This window comes from Arthrobacter alpinus (assembly GCF_001294625.1).
Classification (GTDB): Bacteria; Actinomycetota; Actinomycetes; order Actinomycetales; family Micrococcaceae; genus Specibacter; species Specibacter alpinus_A.
Genome location: NZ_CP012677.1, coordinates 2070731 through 2089851 on the forward strand (window position 1 = coordinate 2070731; position 19121 = coordinate 2089851).

Annotated in this window: 18 protein-coding genes; 2 read left to right on the forward strand and 16 right to left on the reverse strand. The window is 63.6% G+C overall.

Annotated elements, in window-relative coordinates; all coding sequences use genetic code 11:
- Nucleotides 1-5: 5 nt before the first annotated feature.
- From lepB to ffh, 11 genes are all read right to left on the reverse strand, one after another.
- Nucleotides 6-665: a signal peptidase I gene (gene lepB, locus AOC05_RS09290; RefSeq protein ID WP_062006982.1), complete on the reverse strand. Its 660-nt coding sequence runs from the start codon at nt 663-665 to the stop codon at nt 6-8.
- Between the two features lie 12 nt (nt 666-677).
- Nucleotides 678-1037, reverse strand: a complete 360-nt coding sequence (gene rplS, locus AOC05_RS09295; protein ID WP_062006983.1) for a 50S ribosomal protein L19 — start codon at nt 1035-1037, stop codon at nt 678-680.
- 213 nt (nt 1038-1250) lie between these two features.
- Nucleotides 1251-2051 carry a tRNA (guanosine(37)-N1)-methyltransferase TrmD gene (gene trmD, locus AOC05_RS09300; protein WP_062006984.1) on the reverse strand — a complete coding sequence of 267 codons (801 nt, stop codon included), beginning with the start codon at nt 2049-2051 and terminating at the stop codon, nt 1251-1253.
- A complete protein-coding gene (gene rimM, locus AOC05_RS09305) occupies nt 2051-2599 on the reverse strand; it encodes a ribosome maturation factor RimM (RefSeq protein WP_062006985.1) in 549 nt (182 codons plus the stop codon). The genes trmD and rimM overlap by 1 nt, the downstream gene beginning before the upstream one ends.
- A 150-nt stretch (nt 2600-2749) precedes the next feature.
- Entirely contained in the window at nt 2750-2989 is a 240-nt protein-coding gene (locus tag AOC05_RS09310) for an RNA-binding protein (protein WP_062006986.1), read from the reverse strand.
- 1 nt (nt 2990) lies between these two features.
- The gene (rpsP, locus tag AOC05_RS09315; protein ID WP_062006987.1) at nt 2991-3398 is read right to left on the reverse strand and encodes a 30S ribosomal protein S16; all 408 of its coding nucleotides are present in this window, start codon (nt 3396-3398) and stop codon (nt 2991-2993) included.
- Nucleotides 3399-3611: 213 nt separating this feature from the next.
- Complete coding sequence (locus AOC05_RS09320; protein WP_062006988.1) at nt 3612-4064, reverse strand: hypothetical protein; 453 nt, start codon at nt 4062-4064, stop codon at nt 3612-3614.
- A 65-nt stretch (nt 4065-4129) separates the two neighbouring features.
- The gene (locus AOC05_RS09325) at nt 4130-5020 is read right to left on the reverse strand and encodes a VOC family protein (protein ID WP_062006989.1); all 891 of its coding nucleotides are present in this window, start codon (nt 5018-5020) and stop codon (nt 4130-4132) included.
- A 28-nt stretch (nt 5021-5048) separates the two neighbouring features.
- Nucleotides 5049-5561: a GNAT family N-acetyltransferase gene (locus AOC05_RS09330; RefSeq protein WP_062006990.1), complete on the reverse strand. Its 513-nt coding sequence runs from the start codon at nt 5559-5561 to the stop codon at nt 5049-5051.
- Nucleotides 5562-5603: 42 nt separating this feature from the next.
- Nucleotides 5604-6392: an alpha/beta fold hydrolase gene (locus AOC05_RS09335; protein WP_062006991.1), complete on the reverse strand. Its 789-nt coding sequence runs from the start codon at nt 6390-6392 to the stop codon at nt 5604-5606.
- A 57-nt stretch (nt 6393-6449) separates the two neighbouring features.
- Nucleotides 6450-8024 carry a signal recognition particle protein gene (gene ffh / locus AOC05_RS09340; protein WP_062006992.1) on the reverse strand — a complete coding sequence of 525 codons (1575 nt, stop codon included), beginning with the start codon at nt 8022-8024 and terminating at the stop codon, nt 6450-6452.
- Nucleotides 8025-8426: 402 nt separating this feature from the next.
- Between ffh and AOC05_RS09345 the strand changes: the two genes are divergently transcribed.
- Complete coding sequence (locus AOC05_RS09345) at nt 8427-9821, forward strand: glucose-6-phosphate dehydrogenase (RefSeq protein WP_062009580.1); 1395 nt, start codon at nt 8427-8429, stop codon at nt 9819-9821.
- 109 nt (nt 9822-9930) lie between these two features.
- On the opposite strand, the gene AOC05_RS09350 is transcribed toward AOC05_RS09345, so the two are convergent.
- The 4 genes from AOC05_RS09350 to ftsY form a co-directional block, all read right to left on the reverse strand.
- Nucleotides 9931-10767, reverse strand: a complete 837-nt coding sequence (locus AOC05_RS09350; RefSeq protein WP_157374953.1) for a hypothetical protein — start codon at nt 10765-10767, stop codon at nt 9931-9933.
- A 256-nt stretch (nt 10768-11023) separates the two neighbouring features.
- Nucleotides 11024-11362, reverse strand: coding sequence for a P-II family nitrogen regulator (locus tag AOC05_RS09355; protein WP_062006994.1), 339 nt, complete (start codon nt 11360-11362; stop codon nt 11024-11026).
- Nucleotides 11359-12720 (reverse strand): ammonium transporter, encoded by a 1362-nt coding sequence (locus AOC05_RS09360; RefSeq protein WP_082357889.1) that lies wholly within the window; start codon nt 12718-12720, stop codon nt 11359-11361. The genes AOC05_RS09355 and AOC05_RS09360 overlap by 4 nt, the downstream gene beginning before the upstream one ends.
- Nucleotides 12721-12919: 199 nt before the next feature.
- The gene (ftsY, locus tag AOC05_RS09365) at nt 12920-14107 is read right to left on the reverse strand and encodes a signal recognition particle-docking protein FtsY (protein ID WP_062006995.1); all 1188 of its coding nucleotides are present in this window, start codon (nt 14105-14107) and stop codon (nt 12920-12922) included.
- A gap of 66 nt (nt 14108-14173) precedes the next feature.
- Here ftsY and AOC05_RS09370 point away from each other — a divergent pair, with 66 nt between their 5' ends.
- Nucleotides 14174-15436, forward strand: coding sequence for an MFS transporter (locus tag AOC05_RS09370; protein WP_230085277.1), 1263 nt, complete (start codon nt 14174-14176; stop codon nt 15434-15436).
- 27 nt (nt 15437-15463) lie between these two features.
- On the opposite strand, the gene smc is transcribed toward AOC05_RS09370, so the two are convergent.
- The gene (smc, locus tag AOC05_RS09375; protein WP_195849295.1) at nt 15464-19081 is read right to left on the reverse strand and encodes a chromosome segregation protein SMC; all 3618 of its coding nucleotides are present in this window, start codon (nt 19079-19081) and stop codon (nt 15464-15466) included.
- Nucleotides 19082-19121 lie beyond the last annotated feature (40 nt).

Here is a 19121-nt window from a genome sequence, read left to right on the forward strand (position 1 = left end):
AAAACTCAAGGGGCGCGAACGGCGTCTCGCTCCAGAACATGAATCCTGCCCAGCGGCCACACTGTTGTCCACGGGCGGCCGATGACCCTGCTGGTGGAAATCAGGCCTCCGCCAGGCATGCCCAGCAATGACCGCGAGTCCAAGGACACCTCACGATGGTCACCCATAAGCCACAATTTACCCTCCGGAACTGTCACCTCGAACTTCAACGCGCTGGGCGCATCCCCGGGATGCAGGTAACTCTCGGTGATGGGAACCCCGTTGATCTCCAAAAGCCCGCTGATGGAACAGCATTTAACCGTATCCCCGGCCACGCCCAGCACCCGCTTGACGTAAATATTGTTGTTGGGCACCATCCCCAGCCATTGCCCGGTGCCGATCGCGGCGTCCATGAGCGGGCCGTGGCCACTGTTCAAGGGCGTGAAGGATCCCCTGCCGTCGAAAACCACCACATCCCCGCGCCGAATGGGTGCGCTGGCAAAGTCGGTGCGGGAGACCAATACGCGGTCGCCCGTGAGCAGTAACGGTTCCATGGATTCGGAAGGGATGTAGTAAACATCCACCCACACATTGCGAACCACTGCGGTGAAAAGAAAGACCGTCACCACGGCTAGAACAACAAAACGCCAGCCCAGTTTCCTGGACCGGCGTTTCACTTGATTCAAAGTGCGAAGACCTTACTTGACAGGAAGGTTGTCGCGCTTTTCCTTGATCTTGGCAGCCTTGCCGCGCAGGTTACGCATGTAGTACAGCTTGGCGCGACGAACGTCACCCTTGGTTACGACCTCGATCTTGTCCAGGACCGGGGAATGTACCGGGAAGGTACGCTCTACGCCGACGCCGAAGGAGACCTTGCGGACCGTGAAGGTCTCGCGGATGCCGTCGCCCTGGCGGCCAAGGACAAAGCCCTTGAATACCTGGACACGTGAGCGGGAACCTTCAATAATGTTCACGTGAACATTGAGGGTGTCCCCGGCACGGAAGGCGGGGATGTCGCTGCGCAGGCTGGCTGCGTCAACAGAATCGAGAATATGCATTTTCACAACTCCAGGCAAACGCCACAGGTCATTTACTTTGTGTCACGACTCCATGGACGGCCAAGCAGGCCAGTCATGGAAATCGAAAGATTGAGACCGGTGTACCTTGAGTGGATCACCGGCGTGCCGCTCTGTTGAAGAACGTTCCCCCTGTGGCAGGAACGCGCCCAGTCAAGCACATTTACTTATTTTGCCACAGCTTGCACCCAGTTGCTAATCGTTCTCGCGCCGCATTGCCTTACCGTCGACGACGACGTACCCCAGTTCCCAGAGCGTGTTCTTCTCTGCTTTGCTGAAGGTGGAAACATCCAACGCGTCAATCAAGTCGGGACGGCGGGCTGCTGTGCGACGCAGCTGATGTTCCTTGCGGAATTTGGCGATTTTGCCGTGGTTGCCGCTGAGCAGCACCTCCGGCACCTCCCGGTCCCGCCACACGGAGGGCTTGGTGTAGACGGGGTATTCCAGCAAACCGTCGGAATGGGATTCCTCAACCAGGGATTCGGGGTTCCCCACCACCCCAGGGATCAGCCGGCCGATGGCTTCAACCATGGCCAGCACGGCCACCTCGCCACCGTTGAGCACGTAGTCGCCCAGACTGATGGGACGTACCGTGTACTGATCCCCGGCCCACTCCAGCACACGTTCATCGATGCCTTCGTAGCGGCCACACGCGAACACCAGGTGTTCTTCCTCGGCCAGTTCATAGGCCAACGCCTGGGTGAAGACTTCGCCGGCTGGAGAAGGCACGATCAAGACAGGCTTGCGCCCGTCCGCGGTCGCCGGTGACTTTTCAGCAATATCGCCCAATGACTGGGCCCACGGCTCGGGCTTCATGACCATGCCAGCGCCGCCGCCGTACGGGGTGTCATCCACCGTGCGGTGGCGATCGGCCGTGTAGGCGCGCAAGTCGTGGACGTTCAGTTCCAGCAGGCCCTCGGTGCGGGCCTTGCCAATCAGGCTCAGCTCCAGCGGGGCCAGATACTCCGGGAAGATGCTGACAACATCAAAGCGCATTAGTCCTGCGCACCTTCCACACCGGTTTCATCATTCACGGACGTTTCCTTGTTGACGGTGAAAAGCCCAGCCGGAGGAGTCAGCAGCACATAGCCCTCCTCGATGTTGACCTCGGGGACGATCTCATCAACAAAGGGGACCAGCACTTCGTCTCCCTCGTTGTCCTCAACGATCAACAGGTCCTGGACCGCCTGGGTGCGCAAGCCGGTCACCTTGCCCACCTTTTTGTCGCCCACCCGCACCTCAAGGTTCAGCAATTCGTGTTCGTACCAGGCGTCGTCGTCCTCGTCGTCGTCGGATTCAAAGAACAAGGTGGCCCCGCGCAACAGCTCGGCATCATTGCGGGTGTTGGTGCCCTCGAAGCCCAAGAGCAAGATGTCCTTGTTCCAGCGTGAGCTGCGGACGGTGAGCGTGCCCAGCATGGCCGGCTCCACCACAAATTCGGTGCCCGGGGCAAACCGGGAATCGGGGGCGTCGGTGAGGACAAGGGCTGTCACTTCGCCGCGGATGCCGTGGGGCTTGCCAATTCGGGCAACCTGAACCTGCATGAGAACTCCTAGTACGTGCTTATTTTGTGTGGGTACCGCTGGAAAAAGATTTGGCCCCGACACCATTATGGTGCCGGGGCCAAACATTTGGCTTTACTGCTGAAAACTACGTTCCTGCGCAAGCAGGTCACGAGCTTCTGGGCGGTAGGTTTAGCGGCGGTCCGTGTCAACAACGTCAACACGGACAGGCTCGCCGTTCGCCAAGGCGGCAACCACCGTACGCAAGGCACGGGCGGTGCGACCCTGGCGGCCAATGACCCGACCCAGATCGTCTTGATGAACGCGCACCTCGAGGGATTCCCCGCGGCGGTTGTTCTTGACGCTCACCTTGACGTCCTCGGGAGAGTCAACTATCCCGCGAACAAGGTGCTCCAGCGCTTCAGCCAGCAACTTACTGAGCCTCAGTGGTCTCTACAGCAGCATCATCGTCAGCTTTTTTGGCCTTCTTGGTGATGGCTTCTTTGACAATGAGGTTCTTGGCTTCGGGGGCTACAAAAGCAACCTTCGGAGCCTTGGTCTTCAAGGTGCCTTCGGCGCCCTTGATGCCCTTGAACTTGTGCCAGTCACCGGTGATCTTCAGGATCTTGGCAACAGGCTCAGACGGCTGAGCGCCAACGCCGAGCCAGTACTGGGCACGGTCAGAGTCGACCTCAATGAATGAGGGCTGCTCGGTCGGGTGGTACTTGCCGATTTCCTCGATGGCACGGCCGTCACGCTTTGAGTGTGAGTCCATGACGACGATGCGGTAGTACGGTGCACGCATTTTACCAAAGCGCTTAAGGCGAATCTTTACGGCCACTTTTGTGGTTACTCCTGGTTCGAAAAAGGGGCGAATTCCGTGTCACGCTCCCGTGGGGCGGGCCGATCTGCGGACTTCTAAGGACAGGACCATCACGCGGAGAGAGGGGCCGCGCGGATCGAGTACCCACTCATTATGCCAGACGTTGCGCCATCCCCGCTACGCGGCGGCCCATACATGAGAGGTGTCGTGCGTCATATGAGTAAAAATGCGTCACTGCGCGGAGAAGAAGAACAATGACATCCGTGGGTTGCCTTCGGCTGCTTTCAAGGCGGCGGCGGCCATGGCGGTCAGGGCGCGCAACAGCGGCTCGGTGACCTCCGGCGTGGATTCCATCTCCTCGGCGGCGGCCCATTCGGCGGCCAGGTCAACAACGTCCTCAGGGTCCTCGGGGTCGTTGAGCTCGGCAAAAACCTCCAACAGTGCATCCGGCATGGCAAAGAGCGTGTCCAGTTCAATGTCGACCAGGCTCAGCTCTGCGCCAACACCGGTCGCATGCACTTTCCGGACCGCCAGTTCCCCAAGCACCTCAATCTCGAAGTCGCTCAGGCCGGGGGTGGGCAGCACCGGCACATCGATGGCGGGTGACTTTCCTCCCTCACGGGCCTTGGCGCGGGCAACAGCCTGGTGGTGGTCGGCGATGAAGAACTCGGAGTAGAGGGCCACGCGGAAGCCTTTCGGTGGAACGGTTGTGGAATTGTCCGGTCTGGCGTAACAGGCAGGCGACCCTGTCAGTTCGCGACGGCGCCGGGTAATACCTCAACACTAACGCGGATTTGGTTCCGCCACGGATCTTCAAAACGAATCTCGGACCCATCATCGGCGACGGCGTACCCGTGGTGGGCCAGACGCTCCGCCAGCGCCCCGACGTCGTCCTTCCCTGGCAGTGCGATCAAAACTTCGCCCAGGCCCAGGGTGTCTTTGCGGGGTCCGGCGCCGCGACTATTCCACACGTTCATCGCCATGTGGTGGTGGTAGCCGCCGGCGGAGACAAACAAGGCCTGCCCGTGGAAACCGGCCGTCTTCTGGAACCCGAGGGTGTCAACGTAGAACTTTTCCGCCGTCAGCACGTCACCAACTTGCAAGTGGACGTGCCCGACGGCGGCCAGTGCATTGGGCTGTCCTGCCACCGATTCCTCGGTCAGGTGCTGGGTGAGGAAGTGCTGCGGCGGCAGGGCCAGGGAGTCCATGACCACGGTGGAGCCGTCCCAGTTCCAGTCGCTGCGGGGGCGGTCCCAGTAGAGCTCGATCCCGTTACCCTCAGGGTCGGTGAAGTAGAACGCCTCGGAGACCAGGTGGTCGGCACTGCCGGCAAACAGCGCCGGGTTGTACTGGGCAGCACTGGCCACGGTGGCCGCCAGTGATGACTGATCAGTGAACAGCAGTGCCGTGTGGAACAGCCCGGCCTCGCCGCGGCCGGGCAGGTTCAGGCCCTTGGCCGGCTGAAGATGGACTAGGGGCGTGTCGCCGCGGCCCAGGTACGCTCCGCCGTCGGCCTCCGCCACGATGTTCAGACCAAGAGCCTTCTGGTAGTAGTTGCTCATGAGATTGACGTCCCCTACCTTCAGCATCACGGTGCCCATGCGGAGGCTTGCGGGGAGCAGATCTTTGGCGGTCGTCATACCTGCGCCAACTACTTGAAGTTTCAAGTTATTCCGGGGAAGGGAAGATGCTCTCCATTGTCACCCGGGGTCCCATGGAGTCCAGGCCCATTGCCGCTTCCCTTGTGCGCAACGCCTGCAGTTCCGGGCCCAGGGACTGCGGTGGCACGTCAACAAACCCGCAGCTGGCATAGAAGGGTGCGTTGAAGGGGACATCCGCGAAAGTACACAGGGTCATGGCATGGAAACCGGCTTCCTGCGCCCACGCCCTGGCTGCTGTGACCAGTGCCCGCCCCACGCCCCGCCTGCCATATTCGGGCATGACCGCCAGTTGTTCCATGTGGACATTGCCGTCAACTATTTCCAGGCGGACAAACCCCACCGGTGGACGCCCTGCCACCATGATGTGGAATGCCTGGGCATACTCCTGGGGCCGTGCCGGAGGCGGAAAATCCCCGAAGGGAATGGCCGGTTCCAGGCTGCCGTATACCTGATCCGCCGCGGCTTCCAGGGCAGGCAGCAGCGAAAACTCGCTCAATGCCGCCGGCCGGATGTCAAACATAGTTTCAGTCTAGTGGGCGGCACAGACACCGCCCGGGCGGCATCAGTGCGGGCCTGAATCCCCCGGCTGCCCGGAGAATTCTTCGAGGAAGTGCTCAATGAGCGCCGCACCCTCCGGTCCGTCCTGGGGCCGGTGCCCGCCACGCGTGATGATGTGGCGGGCACCGGTCGTCGCCAGGTAGTCGGCAATCTCCTCATACAGGGGCTCCCATCCCCCAGTGATGACCACGGTGGGGACACCGGGCACAATGTGCAGCGGGGCTTCCCAGGGCGGTACCTGCAACCGGGTGCGGGCTGCCCGCCGCCGCGCCGACTCGCCTTGCGTGCTGGGAAGGCCCGTGGCTGCGACTGTCCCACCCGGCATGGTGCCGGCCAAACCACCCGCAGCCGGGGCTGCCGCGGATGATGTGGAGGAGGTCAGTCGGTGGAACTCAACGGCAAACTCGGTGTCACGGAGTTCCTCGCGCCTGGCGTACAACGGTTCTAGGTGTTCCCGATACGCCAAGGTGGCGGGCAGTTCGGCAGTCAATGACAGCAGGGCAGGTTCCAGCAGCACCAGCGATTTCACCAAATCCGGCCGTTCAACGGCCGCCATCATGGCAGAAATCGCGCCCTGCGCATGTGCCACCAGATGCCCGCCGGTTCCCAACGCAGCAATGACGATGGCGGCGTCGGCGGCAAAATCGGTGGCCGCCGGGGGCTCCGCTGCGTCAAAACCGGTGCGCTTGAGAAACAGGGAGTCGTAGCGCCCGGCCAGGCGGTGCTGCGCAGGCCAGGCAGCGGCGCCGAAGCCGTCGAGTCCGTGCACAAACACAATCCGGGTTTTTGTCATTTCAGCAGGCTATCGGATGTGGCTGAGGGGACTCTCAACGCCGCGGTGTCAGACAGTTTATTTGCCCAGGAACTTCTCAAAACCTTTGGGAAGGTTCAAACTTGACGGGTCAAAGTCCTCGTTGCCGGCACCGAAAGCGGCACCCGTGGGCAGCGCCTTGGGCACGTTGGCCTTCTCCTGGGCAGCCTTGAGCTCGGCCGCCGCCTTGGCCGGGTTACCTGACTTCGCCTTCTTCTTCGGATTCTGCTTGCCCTTGCGGGCGCTGCCGAAACCGCCCGGGCCGGGCATGCCAGGCATCCCCGGGATGCCGCCGCCCTGCGCCATCTTCTTCATCATCTTTTGGGCTTGGCTGAAACGCTCCAACAGCCCGTTGACCTCGGAGACATGGACACCTGAACCCTTGGCGATGCGTGCCCGGCGTGAGCCGTTCATGATCTTCGGCGCCATCCGCTCGTGCGGGGTCATGGAGCGGACAATGGCCTCAACCCGGTCAATTTCGCGTTCGTCGAAGTTCTCTAGCTGTTGGCGGATGTTGGCCGCGCCGGGCATCATCATGAGCATTTTCTTCATGGAGCCCATTTTGCGGATCTGCTGCATCTGCGCCAGGAAGTCATCGAGGGTGAAGTCTTCCTGGTCGGCGAACTTCTTCGCCATCCGCTCGGCTTCGCCTTTGTCCCAGTTCTTTTCAGCCTGCTCGATGAGCGTCAGAACATCGCCCATGTCCAGGATGCGGCTGGCCATGCGGTCCGGGTGGAACAATTCAAAATCGTCCAGCGACTCGCCCGTGGATGCAAACATGACCGGCTTGCCGGTAATCGAGGCGACGGAGAGCGCCGCGCCTCCTCGGGCGTCGCCGTCGAGCTTGGTCAGGACAACGCCGGTGAAGTTCACGCCCTCGTTGAACGCCTGGGCCGTGTTGACGGCGTCCTGGCCGATCATGGCGTCGATGACGAACAGCACCTCGTCGGGGTCGATGGCGGCGCGGATATCCGAGGCCTGCTTCATCAGTTCGGCGTCGATGCCCAGGCGCCCGGCGGTGTCAACGATGACGACGTCGTACAGCTTGGACTTGGCCTCGGCCAGACCGGCCAGGGCAACGGCGACGGGATCGCCGGTGGCTGATTCTGATTCGCTGCTGACACCGGGGTGCGGTGCAAAAACTGGGACGCCTGCGCGCTCACCGTTGACTTGGAGCTGCTTGACGGCGTTGGGGCGCTGCAGGTCCGCTGCCACCAGCAGCGGGCTGTGGCCCTGACCCTTGAGCCACTTGGCCAGTTTGCCGGCCAGGGTGGTCTTGCCGGCACCTTGCAAACCGGCCAGCATGATCACGGTGGGCGGGTTCTTGGCCAGATTGATGCGGCGCGTCTGGCCACCGAGGATCGCGACGAGTTCCTCGTTGACGATCTTCACGATCTGCTGGGCCGGGTTCAGCGCCTCGTTGACCTCCGAACCCATGGCCCGTTCCCGGACCTTGGCGGTGAACTCTCGCACCACGGGCACGGCGACGTCGGCGTCGAGCAGGGCGCGACGGATCTCGCGCACTGTTGCATCGACGTCGGCCTCGCTGAGCCTGCCCTTGCCGCGAAGGTTCTTGAAAGTTGCTGTCAGCCGGTCAGATAGGGAGTTGAACACGCGCCGTGTACTTCTTTCGTCTGGGTACCGCCAACACCCGCGCGGCTTGGCCCCTGGTGGACCAAACCGCATGCTACGGGTGCGGCATCATAATTGCAGGATGAGAACGGCGGACAGCCAGCGATGGCGCATCCACTCCCTTTCCTGTGGGACTCAACTATCAAGGGTACCAACTGCCAGGCACCGCGAGGTGCACCTTTGCGGTCCAGTTTCGGAATAACTTTTCACCCCGCCCCGGACCAGGCCAACTTCGCTCCGTTGCGTGGTGGCCAAGATTTTTGCCCGCCAAAGTGGCATGCTGATTCTGTGACTAAAACCACACGAATTTCCAGCCACCACAAGACCACGGCCACACGCGACGCCGGGCCGCCAGCAAACTCGGGTGCGCGCCCCGGTGTGCGGATCAAGACCCTGGTCATATTGGGCGCGTCAGGTGACCTGACAGGAAGACTGTTGCTGCCCGGCGTCGGACGCCTCATTGCCTCAGGGCGGGCACCGGGGCTCGCTCTGGTGGGGGCGGGCAGCGACGACTGGACGCCGGCGCGGTGGCAGAAGCGGCTGACGGAAAGTTTTGCCGAGTCCCTGGGCGCCGGTGAGCAATCCAGCGGCATCCAGGAACTAGCCTCCGTGCAAAAGAACAGCCGCTACCAGCAGCTCGACGTCACGGCCAAGGGTGAGCTGGGCGCGTTCCTGGGCACGGTTGAGGGGCCCGTTGCCGTGTACTTCGCTCTGCCCCCTGCCATCAGCCAAAAAGCGTGCGAGGTGCTCAAAAAGTCTGAGCTGCCAGCCGGCACCCGGCTCGTGATGGAAAAACCGTTCGGCTCCAGCAGCGCCTCCGCCCATGAACTCAACGAGACACTGGCGAAACTGGTCGCCGAGGACCACATCCACCGGGTGGACCATTTCCTTGGCAAATCGACGGTCTTGAACATCATCGGTCTCCGCTTTGCCAACAGGCTCCTGGAACCACTATGGAACGGCGAACACATCACCAAGGTGGAGATCATCTTCGACGAGGACCTCGCCCTCGAGAACCGGGCCCGCTACTACGACCACGCTGGGGCCGGGCGCGACATGATCCAAAGCCACCTGCTGCAAATTATGGCCATCGTGGCCATGGAACCGCCGGCGACCCTGGGCGAGATGGACGTGCGCTCCAGCATTGCCGCCGTACTGCGTGCCAGCACAGTGGGCCGCACGGGCGACACAGACCCGGGCGCGTCTTCCCGCCGCGCCCGGTACACCAAGGGAACCCTCAAGGGCAAGCACGTCCCCGGCTACCTTTCCGAGGAAGGCGTGGACCCGGCCAATGACACCGAAACCCTGGCCGAGGTGGAGGTTTACGTGAACAACTGGCGGTGGGCGGGGGTGCCCTTCATCCTCAGATCCGGCAAGGCACTGGGCCGCAACCGCAAGGAAGCTGTCATCACCTACAAACCTGTCCCGCACCTGCCCCTCGGCTTCACGGGGACGGACTCTCCCACCCGGCTCCACATTGGCTTTGGCCCGGAAACTCTGACCCTGGACCTGGACGTGAACGGCCCCGGAGACCTGTTCACCCTCGACCGGGTACAACTGGAAACCGAACTGGGCAGCGACCCGTTGCTGCCCTACGGCGAAGTGCTCGAGGGCGTGCTCAACGGCGACCCGCTGCTCTCCGTGCGCGGGGACACCGCTGAGGATTGCTGGCGGATTGTGGAACCGGCGTTTGCCGCCTGGAAGTCCGGTGCCGTGCCCATGCAGGACTACGCCGCCGGCACTTCTGGCCCGGCGGGTTGGAGCACGAGCAACGACTGAGCGTCCGCAGCAGTTTTATTATGCGTAAAGCGGGGGTGCCGGCCCTGCGCCAGTTCTCCAGCTGCGCAGGACCGGCACGCTGGCGCCGCGCACAACGGAACGGCCGGCGTCATTTTGTTGTTGAATCTATCCGTTCGAGCGCTTGCCTGATCCAGAGCAGCATCAGCTCCGGGTTCCAGAGCACCACCTTCGCCGGAATCCGCAACTTCCAAACGCCCCCGATGACCAACAGATTGTCCCGTCGCAGGTCTTCAGCCCATCCTTGGGGCGTGTTGTGATATTTTTCGCCGTCGGTTTCCACACCCAGCACCCCCTCCACCAGAAGGTCAAGATGACCCACACCCCTGATGGCTACCTGGCCCTGGACGTTGTAGCCGGCCATTTTCAGGGTGTAGCGCGCCACCGTTTCGACGATGGACTGTGCCTGCGGGTCAATCATCCCAATGATGGCCCGTCCCGCTGCGCCAGCGCTCCCCTGGAAGGCCTGTCGTAACTGGCGAATAGTGCATTTCTTGAGCACGACCGCGGATTCCAGAACTACCAGGCCCTCCAACTCCGTCCCGCAGCCGACACACTGGCGCAAGATGTCCGTCAACATCTGCCGGCCCTTGACCCTGTGGACCAGGCATCCGGGCACCTGCCTCCCGTGTGCCACTGCCACGTGGGGCATCGGCATGGGCTGTAGAATCCACAGCCCCAATTCTTCCGCCTTCGTGAAGCAGGTCTTGCGGGCCTGGTGTTGGGCCAGGAGAACATCCAGCGGGTCAGCATCCGGTAGCGCAAAATAGCCCCGGGCAACACACCTGACGGTGCCCGCATTCAAGGCCTGCTTCAAGTTCCATGCGGTGTACCCGAGTTGCAGCAGGTCCTTGCGCCGGGCCACCTTGCCCATGGCTGCAATTGTGTCCTGCACGGGACGGGCCAGCAGGGTGCTGTGAATACTCATGCCATCCATTGTTTCGGGCTCGCGCGGCCCACGGCACCGGCACCGGCCACCCTGTGCAAGGAAGCGGGAGCGGGACGGCCTGTGGAGGAGCCATAGCGGTTCTCCTATGCGCAGGATGGGCAGCGGCGCGATGCGCAGCTGGGCCACTGGCGCAATGCCAAGGTCCAGCGGGTGCGCATAAGCAAACATGGACGACGCCGGCACCGGGTGAGTTTGCAAGCTCGCCCGGCTGCCGGCGTCGTCCAGGGCTGGAACCCTAGATCGCTGCTACCCCGCGTTCACCCGTCCTGACACGGACTGCGTCGTACACCTCCACCATCCAGACCTTGCCATCACCGGCATTGCCGGTGTTTGAGCTGGCCACGATGGTGTCCATGAGGTCGTAGGCTTGCTCATCCGTGGCCAGGACCTCGATCCTGACCTTAGCGTGGAGGTCCACCGTGTATTCGGCCCCGCGGTAGATCTCTGTGTGCCCGCGCTGGCGACCGTATCCGTGGGCGCTGCTGACGGTCAGGCCCTGGACTCCGTAACTCTCCAGATCGGCCCTGACGTCGTCGAGCTGTTCGGGGCGGATGATGGCGGTGATTAGTTTCATGCTTCAACCTTTTGATCGGAGTGGCTGACCTCGGCCAGGCTCGGTCCCGTGGGGAACGTTTCACTGTGGGGCGAGAAGCTGCCGGAGACGCGGCCACCAAAGTCGTAGGCGGACTCGGCGTGGATGGCCACATCAATCCCTGCGATCTCGTGTTCCTTGGAGATCCTAAAGCCCATGGTCTTGTTGATGATCCAACCGATAATGTAGGCCATGGTGAAGGAGTACAGCATCACGGCGAAGGCTCCGAGTGACTGCTTGCCCAGCAATTCTAGGCCGCCACCGTAGAACAGGCCGTTGCCGGCTGCCGGTGCGCTCGGGTCGGCGGCGAGGCCGATGAACAAGGTCCCGATGATGCCACCCACCAGGTGGACACCCACCACATCCAGGGAATCGTCAAAGCCGAGCCGGTATTTCAGGCCGACGGCGAGGGCGCAAACGGCGCCGGCGAGAAGGCCGAGTGCCAGGGACCACATGGGGGTGATGGCGGAGCAAGCCGGCGTGATGGCAACGAGTCCGGCCACCGCCCCGGAGGCCGCACCCAGCGAGGTGGCATGGCCGTCACGCAATTTCTCGACCAGGAGCCAGCCGAGGATCGCGGCACAGGGTGCTGCCAAGGTGTTGATCCAGGCGTAACCGGCCACGGCGTTGGCGCCCAATGCGGAGCCGGCGTTGAAACCAAACCAGCCAAACCAGAGCAGACCGGCTCCCAGCATGACGAACGGGAGGTTGTGCGGTCGGTGGCTGGGATCCTTGCCGAAGCCTTTACGCTTGCCCAGGATCAGTGCCAGCGCCAGGGCGGCGGCGCCTGCGTTGATGTGCACCGCGGTGCCGCCGGCGAAGTCGATAACGCCCAGGCCCTGACCAATCCAACCGCCGGTGGGGTTTCCGTTGGCGTCCTTGGTGAAGGAGAAGACCCAGTGGGCCACGGGGAAGTACACCACGGTGACCCAGACGGCCGCGAAAACCATCCACGCACCAAACTTGGCCCGGTCCGCAATGGCACCGGTGATCAGGGCCACCGTGATGATGGCGAAAACCGCCTGAAAGCCAACAAACGCAATCTCGGGGATGGTGCCCACCAGGGGCATGCCCTCGCCGGTGTCAAGGACCCCCTGGAGTCCGAACTTCTCAAACGGGTTCCCCAGCAGCCCGCCGCCAACATCGGTGCCAAAGGAGGCTGAGTAGCCAAAGAGCACCCACAGGACGCCGACGACCGCGATGGCGCCAAAGCTCATCATCATCATGTTCAGCACGCCCTTGGCCCGGGTCATGCCGCCGTAAAAGAATGCCAGGCCCGGGGTCATCAGCAGCACCATGGCTGCCGAGACGAGGACCCACGCTGTATCGCCAGTGTTCATGTGCTCTGGCCTTTCGTTGCAGGTGTTCTTACGCACCGCCCTACGGGGGCCGTGCAAACTGGACACTCACAACGATGGTGCAGCCGTGTTTCCACCGGCCACAGCAAAAATTTCGGTGACGTTACAAAAGGCGGCGACGGGTTAACTTCCGTCGCCGCCTTTGTTTCCGGCAGGTTACGCGCCCTCCGTCACGCTCGGTCTAGCTCAGCAGTGCATCCACGAAGTTCTCGGCGTCAAAGGGTGCCAGGTCGTCGGCGCCTTCGCCCAGGCCGATGAGCTTGACCGGAACACCCAGGGTTTTTTGGATCGCCACCACAATGCCACCCTTGGCGGTGCCGTCAAGCTTGGTCAACACAATGCCCGTGATGTTCACAACCTCCGCGAACACCTTGGCCTGGGTCAGGCCATTCTGGCCGGTGGTGGCATCCAACACCAGCAGCACCTCATCCACCGTGGCCTGCTTTTCAATGACGCGCTTGACCTTGCCCAACTCATCCATCAGGCCCACCTTGTTTTGCAGGCGGCCCGCGGTGTCAATCATGACCACGTCCACTTCCTGCTCAATGCCTGCCTTCACAGCCTCAAAGGCGACCGACGCCGGGTCCGCTCCATCGACGTCGGACCTCACGGTGGGCACACCAACCCGGGCACCCCACGTGGCCAATTGCTCGGCCGCCGCAGCACGGAAGGTGTCGGCCGCGCCCAGGAGCACGTCCTTGTCCTCGGCAACCAGCACACGGGCCAGTTTGCCAACCGTGGTGGTCTTGCCGACGCCGTTAACGCCCACCACCATCAGGACAGCCGGGCGGTCCTCGTGTCGTTCAATGTTCAGTGAGCGGTCCATGGTGGGATCGACCAGCTTGATCAGTTCCTCACGCAGCATGGCCTGGACGTGCTCGGGGCTGCGGACACCCAAAACCTTCACCCGCTCGCGCAAAACGTCCACAAGCTCCATGGTGGAGTCGGTGCCGATGTCGGCCAGCAGCAGTGTTTCCTCGACCTCTTCCCACACATCCTCATCGATGGTCTCACGCGCCAGCAGCGCCAACAGGCCCTTGCCCAGGGCGTTGTTTGACTTGGACAGGCGGGCACGCAGACGGACCAGGCGCCCCTCCACGGGTAGCGGCTTCTCCAGCGTGGGAGCAGCCTGCACTTCTTCAACTGCGGTCTCCGACGCCGGAGCAAGAGTTTCGGGCCGATCCTCCAGCAAGGTGCCGGTGGAGGAAGCGAAGGAGCCGTCCCCATCCAGCGAGGCGGGATCGTTGGCGTCGCGCGGTCCCGTGTAGTTTTGGCTGTTCCGCCGTGCCTTCAGGAGGACGGGGATGAAGCCGCCAATAACGGCGAGCCCAACAACAATGGTCAAGATGATGGCAAGAGATTCATTCACGCCCCCAGTCTCTCACGAGGGTTGACACCGGGCAGGTTTTGCCCAGCTGTGACAAACTCAATGCTGATGTCCGCAAAAATTGTTGCCCCAGAACCTGCCGTCCAGATACCTCGAGAAATCCAGGTCTTGATTGCCGCCGCATTCCTGATCGCCATCGGCTTCGGTATTGTGGCCCCCGTCCTGCCCCAATTCGCCGCGAGCTTTGACGTCAGTGTCAGTGCCGCAGCCGTCGTGGTCAGCGTCTTTGCCTTCACCCGTCTGGTCTTCGCCCCGCTCAGTGGCGTACTGGTGGAACGGTGGGGTGAACGCAGCACCTACGTGGTGGGCATTCTGATTGTGGGGGCTTCGTCGGCAGCTTGCGCTTTCGCCCAAAACTACTGGCAGTTGCTGCTCTTCCGCGGACTGGGCGGCATCGGCTCCACCATGTTCACGGTGGCCGCCATGGGTCTGCTGATCAGGCTGGCACCCCCGCAGGCCCGGGGAAAGGTCTCCAGCCTGTACGCGGGATCGTTCCTGTTGGGGAACATCGCCGGCCCCGTGGTGGGTGGCCTGTTGGCGGGTTTTGGCATGCAATTGCCGTTCCTGGTGTATGCGGTGGCACTGCTCCTGGTCGCCATCTTGGTCGCCACCCAGCTGCCCGCCAATAAGGCAGTTCCGGGCGTCACGAAGGCGGTCAAGGGCGCGGTTCTGCCGCTCCGCGACGCACTCGGGATGCCTGCGTACCGGGCGGTACTGACCTCGGGGTTCGCCAACGGCTGGTCCGCTTTCGGCATCCGGATGGCGCTGGTGCCTTTGTTCGCCACGGTCGCGCTGGGTGCCGGCCCCGAAGTGGCCGGCGTTTCGCTGGCGGTCTTTGCCGTGGGAACTGCGCTCGCGCTCACATTCTCGGGAAAGTTCGCAGACACCTGGGGGCGCAAGCCCATGATTCTGGCAGGGTTGGCAGTCAACGGGGTAGCCATGGGCGTTCTTGGATTCACCGGCAACGAGTTTTGGTTCTTCCTGGTGTCGGCCATCGCCGGCATCGGCAGCGGCCTGATGGGGCCGGCACAGCAAGCAACCATCGCTGATGTGATCGGCAACAACCGCTCCGGCGGCAAGGTGCTGGCCACGTTCCAAATGAGCTCAGACCTGGGCGCAATCATTGGCCCCATCGCCGCCGGTGTCCTGGTCGACATGTTCTCCTACGGACTGGCCTTCGCCATGGCCACGGTGGTCTCCTTGATCAGCATGGCCTTCTGGCTGGCCGCCAAGGACACGTTGCACAGGGATGTGAAATTGCTGCCGACAACGGAGCACGGTCCGAGCCTGGGCGCTGAGCAACTGGACTAGAGAATCGGTTCCCGGTGGCAGCCCCCGTTACGCCTGGGCGTCAGCCCGGTCCATGCGTTGGCTGATGACCTGGGAGACGCCGTCGCCCCTCATGGAGACGCCGTAGAGGGCGTCGGCCACTTCCATGGTCCGCTTTTGGTGGGTGATGATGATGAGCTGGCTGGACTCCCGCAGTTCCTCAAAGAGGGTGATGAGCCGACCCAGGTTGGTGTCATCCAGCGCCGCCTCAACCTCATCCATGACGTAGAAGGGCGAGGGCCGGGCCTTGAAGATGGCGACCAGCAGCGCCACGGCCGTCAATGACCGCTCGCCGCCGGAGAGCAGGGAAAGCCGTTTGATCCTCTTCCCTGCCGGGCGCGCCTCCACCTCGATTCCGGTGGTGAGCATGTCGGAGGGGTCGGTGAGCACCAGCCGGCCCTCCCCTCCCGGGAAAAGCCTGCCAAAGACGCCCTCAAACTGCGCGGCCGTGTCGGCGTAGGCAGAGGTGAACACTTCCTCTACCCGCGCATCCACTTCCTTAATAATGTCCATCAGGTCCCTGCGGCTGGATTTTAGGTCCTCCAGCTGGGTGGACAGGAACTGGTGGCGTTCCTCCAGCGCGGCAAACTCCTCCAGGGCCAGCGGGTTCACTTTCCCCAACGCCGCCAGGTCCCGCTCGGCTCGTTTGAGCCGCTTCTCCTGCTCTTCACGGACATAGGGGATGCCCTCGGGGATTTCGGCGCCGGAATCATCGACGGACACCCGCAGGGAAGCCCACTTGTCGGCGGCTTCCCCGGGGCCCGGGGGTACCAGCGTGGCGGGCCCGTACTCGTTGATGAGGTGGTCCACCGTGAGGCCCAGTTCCTCGATGGCCTTGTTTTCCAGCGTCTCGATGCGCAGGCGCTGGGCGGCCCGGACCAGCTCGTCCTTGTGCACGGAATCGACCAGTGTGGCCAGTTCCTTCTCCAGTTCCACGGTGGCTGAGCGCACCGCCATCAGCTCAACCTCACGCTGGGCGCGCAGTTCCTCGGCGGTGTCGCGTTCACGTTCGGCCAGCCCAATGGACGCTTCAATAAAATCCAGGATGGTGGTCACAGCCGCGGCCACGGCGGCGGCCTTGCGCCCTTGAGCACGACGCCGCTTGGCACGCACCGCTGCCTGCTCACGTGCTGCACGCTCGCTGGCCGCGGCCCGTTCCAAGGCGGCCGCCCGGTTCCGGACGGCGTTGAGCTGCTCCTCGGTGCTGCGCAGCGATAGGCGGGATTCCATCTCAACAGCGCGCGCCGCCGTCGCCTGGGCCGCCAAGGCATCCCGCTCGTCCATGGACGGGTCGCTCTCCGCCGGTGCCTGCTGTGCCAGGGCCAGCCGTTGGGCAATCTCTGCCAGCGCCTGGGATTCCCTTTCCAAGTTAGCCGTTGCCACGGCCAAGGCCAGCTCATGGCGTTCGGATTCCCCAGCAGCGGAGCGCAGGGTTGCCCCCAACGACCCCAACCGTTCCGAGACGGCGGCGAGCCGGGCGTCGGAGTCGTGCAAGGCCGCCAAGGCCGCGCTCTCGGCTGCCGCGGCGCCAACGCGCTGTGCGGTCGCCGCTGCCAAGGCGAAGCGGGCCCGCTCCCCCTCTGCCGTGACCGCCTGCAACTTTGCCCAGGTCTCATCCACGGCCGCCTGCAGTTCCAGCAGCGACGGGGCACTCGCCGAACCTCCCCGCACCGAAAATACGCTCAAGACATCACCCTCGGCGGTGACGGCTGTCAGGGCCGGAAAACGCTTGAGTACCTCCGACGCCGCGGCCAGGCCGGGAACCAGCACCACGCCGTTGAGCAGGGCGTCAAGGGCCGGCGAAAACTCGACGGGTCCGCCAATCTGGGCCCGTGCGACGGCGGCGCCGGGCACGGCGGCGACGGCGGCGCGCACCTCCTGGGACAACTCCGGGCGCGCCGGTTCCGGCACGGAACCGCCGGCCACCACCAGGGTGACTCGTCCGCCGTCGTCGGCTTTGATCCGCTCCAACGCCGCCACGGCCGCGGCAGAATCGGCCACAGCCACACCCTCAGCGGCGGCACCCAGGGCTGCGGCGATGGCGCTCTCGTGGCCGGCTTCCACCGTCAACAGCTCGGCCATGGCGCTGAGCACTCCGGGCTGACCCGAGGCGATCAGCTCCGCCGAGCCGTCCTTGCGCAGCAATCCCACGGCCAGGGCATCCTTGCGGGCGGCCAGGGAATCGCGTTCCCGTTCGGCAGCCAGTTGCGCAGCCGTCAGCTCGTCAATGACGGAGTCTATCTCGGCGAGGGCTGCGGCAGCCTGCTCATAGTCGGCGTCAAGGCGTTCCTCACCCTGCTCCACGCCGGCAACCTGCGCCTCCAATGCGGCAAATTCGGCGGCGGCCGCACTGTGCCTTTGGGACCCTGCGGCCCGGCCCTGGTGCAGGCGCCCAATCTCGGCCTCAGAGGACTCAACCTTGGAGCGCGCGGATGCCACGGCCCCGGCGAGCTTCGCCAGCCCCTCCCGGCGGTCGGCGGTGGCCCGGAGCAGCTCCCGGACGCGCTGCTCTTCGGCACGAACCGCGGCCTCAACGTCGTCCTTGATTTCCAGGGCCGTCTCCAGCCCGTAGCGGCGCTCCTCCAACGCCAAGTCAAGATCGGCTTCCTCGGTCCGCAGACGCAGGGCCTGCTCAGCCAGCTTGTCGGGATCCCGGCTGGGATCCGCGGCAACGTCCGTGGTCCCCAGATGCCGGTGCCGCTCAGCGGCGAGCACGCCCAGGGACCGGAACTTTTCCCGGGTGGCCGACAACTGATACCAGGTGTCCCTGGCTGCGGCCAGCAACGGCGCGGCAGACGCGGCGTCCTGCTCCAGCCCGGCCTGATGCGTCCGGGCCGTCAGCAGGTCCGCCTCCACCTGCCCGCGCCTGGCCTTAAGCGCCAGTTCGTCGGCTTCGTCCTGTACGACGGCGTTGGTCAAGGTCACGATGTCGTCGGCTAGCAGGCGCGCCTTGGCGTCGCGAACGTCGAATTGGACTGCCTGGGCCCGCCTGGCCACGGCTGCCTGTTTGCCCAGCGGGGTGAGTTGGCGACGGATTTCACCGGTCAGATCGTTCAGGCGGGCCAGGTTGGCGGACATGGCCTCGAGCTTGCGCAACGTTTTTTCCTTGCGGCGGCGGTGCTTGAGTATGCCGGCGGCTTCCTCGATGAAGCCCCGGCGGTCCTCCGCGCTGGCGTGCAGCACCTTGTCCAGCTGGCCCTGGCCCACAATGACGTGCATCTCTTTGCCCAAGCCCGAATCCGAGAGTAGCTCCTGAATGTCCAGGAGCCGGCAGGCGGTGCCGTTGATGGCGTACTCGGAGCCGCCGGTCCTGAACAAGGTTCGGGAGATGGTGACCTCGGAGTATTCGATCGGCAGGGCGCCGTCGGCGTTGTCGATGGTCAAGGCAACATGGGCACGGCCCAGGGGCGGCCGCCCGGAGGTGCCGGCAAAAATGACGTCCTCCATTTTGCCGCCACGCAGAGTTTTTGCCCCTTGTTCGCCCATGACCCAGGCCAGGGCGTCAACCACATTGGATTTACCCGAGCCGTTGGGGCCAACGACGGCCGTCACCCCGGGTTCAAAGTCGAAGGTGGTGGCCGAGGCGAATGACTTGAATCCACGCACGGTCAGACTTTTTAGATACAAACTGTTTTATACTCCTGCGAGCGAAAAGGTTTTCACTGCT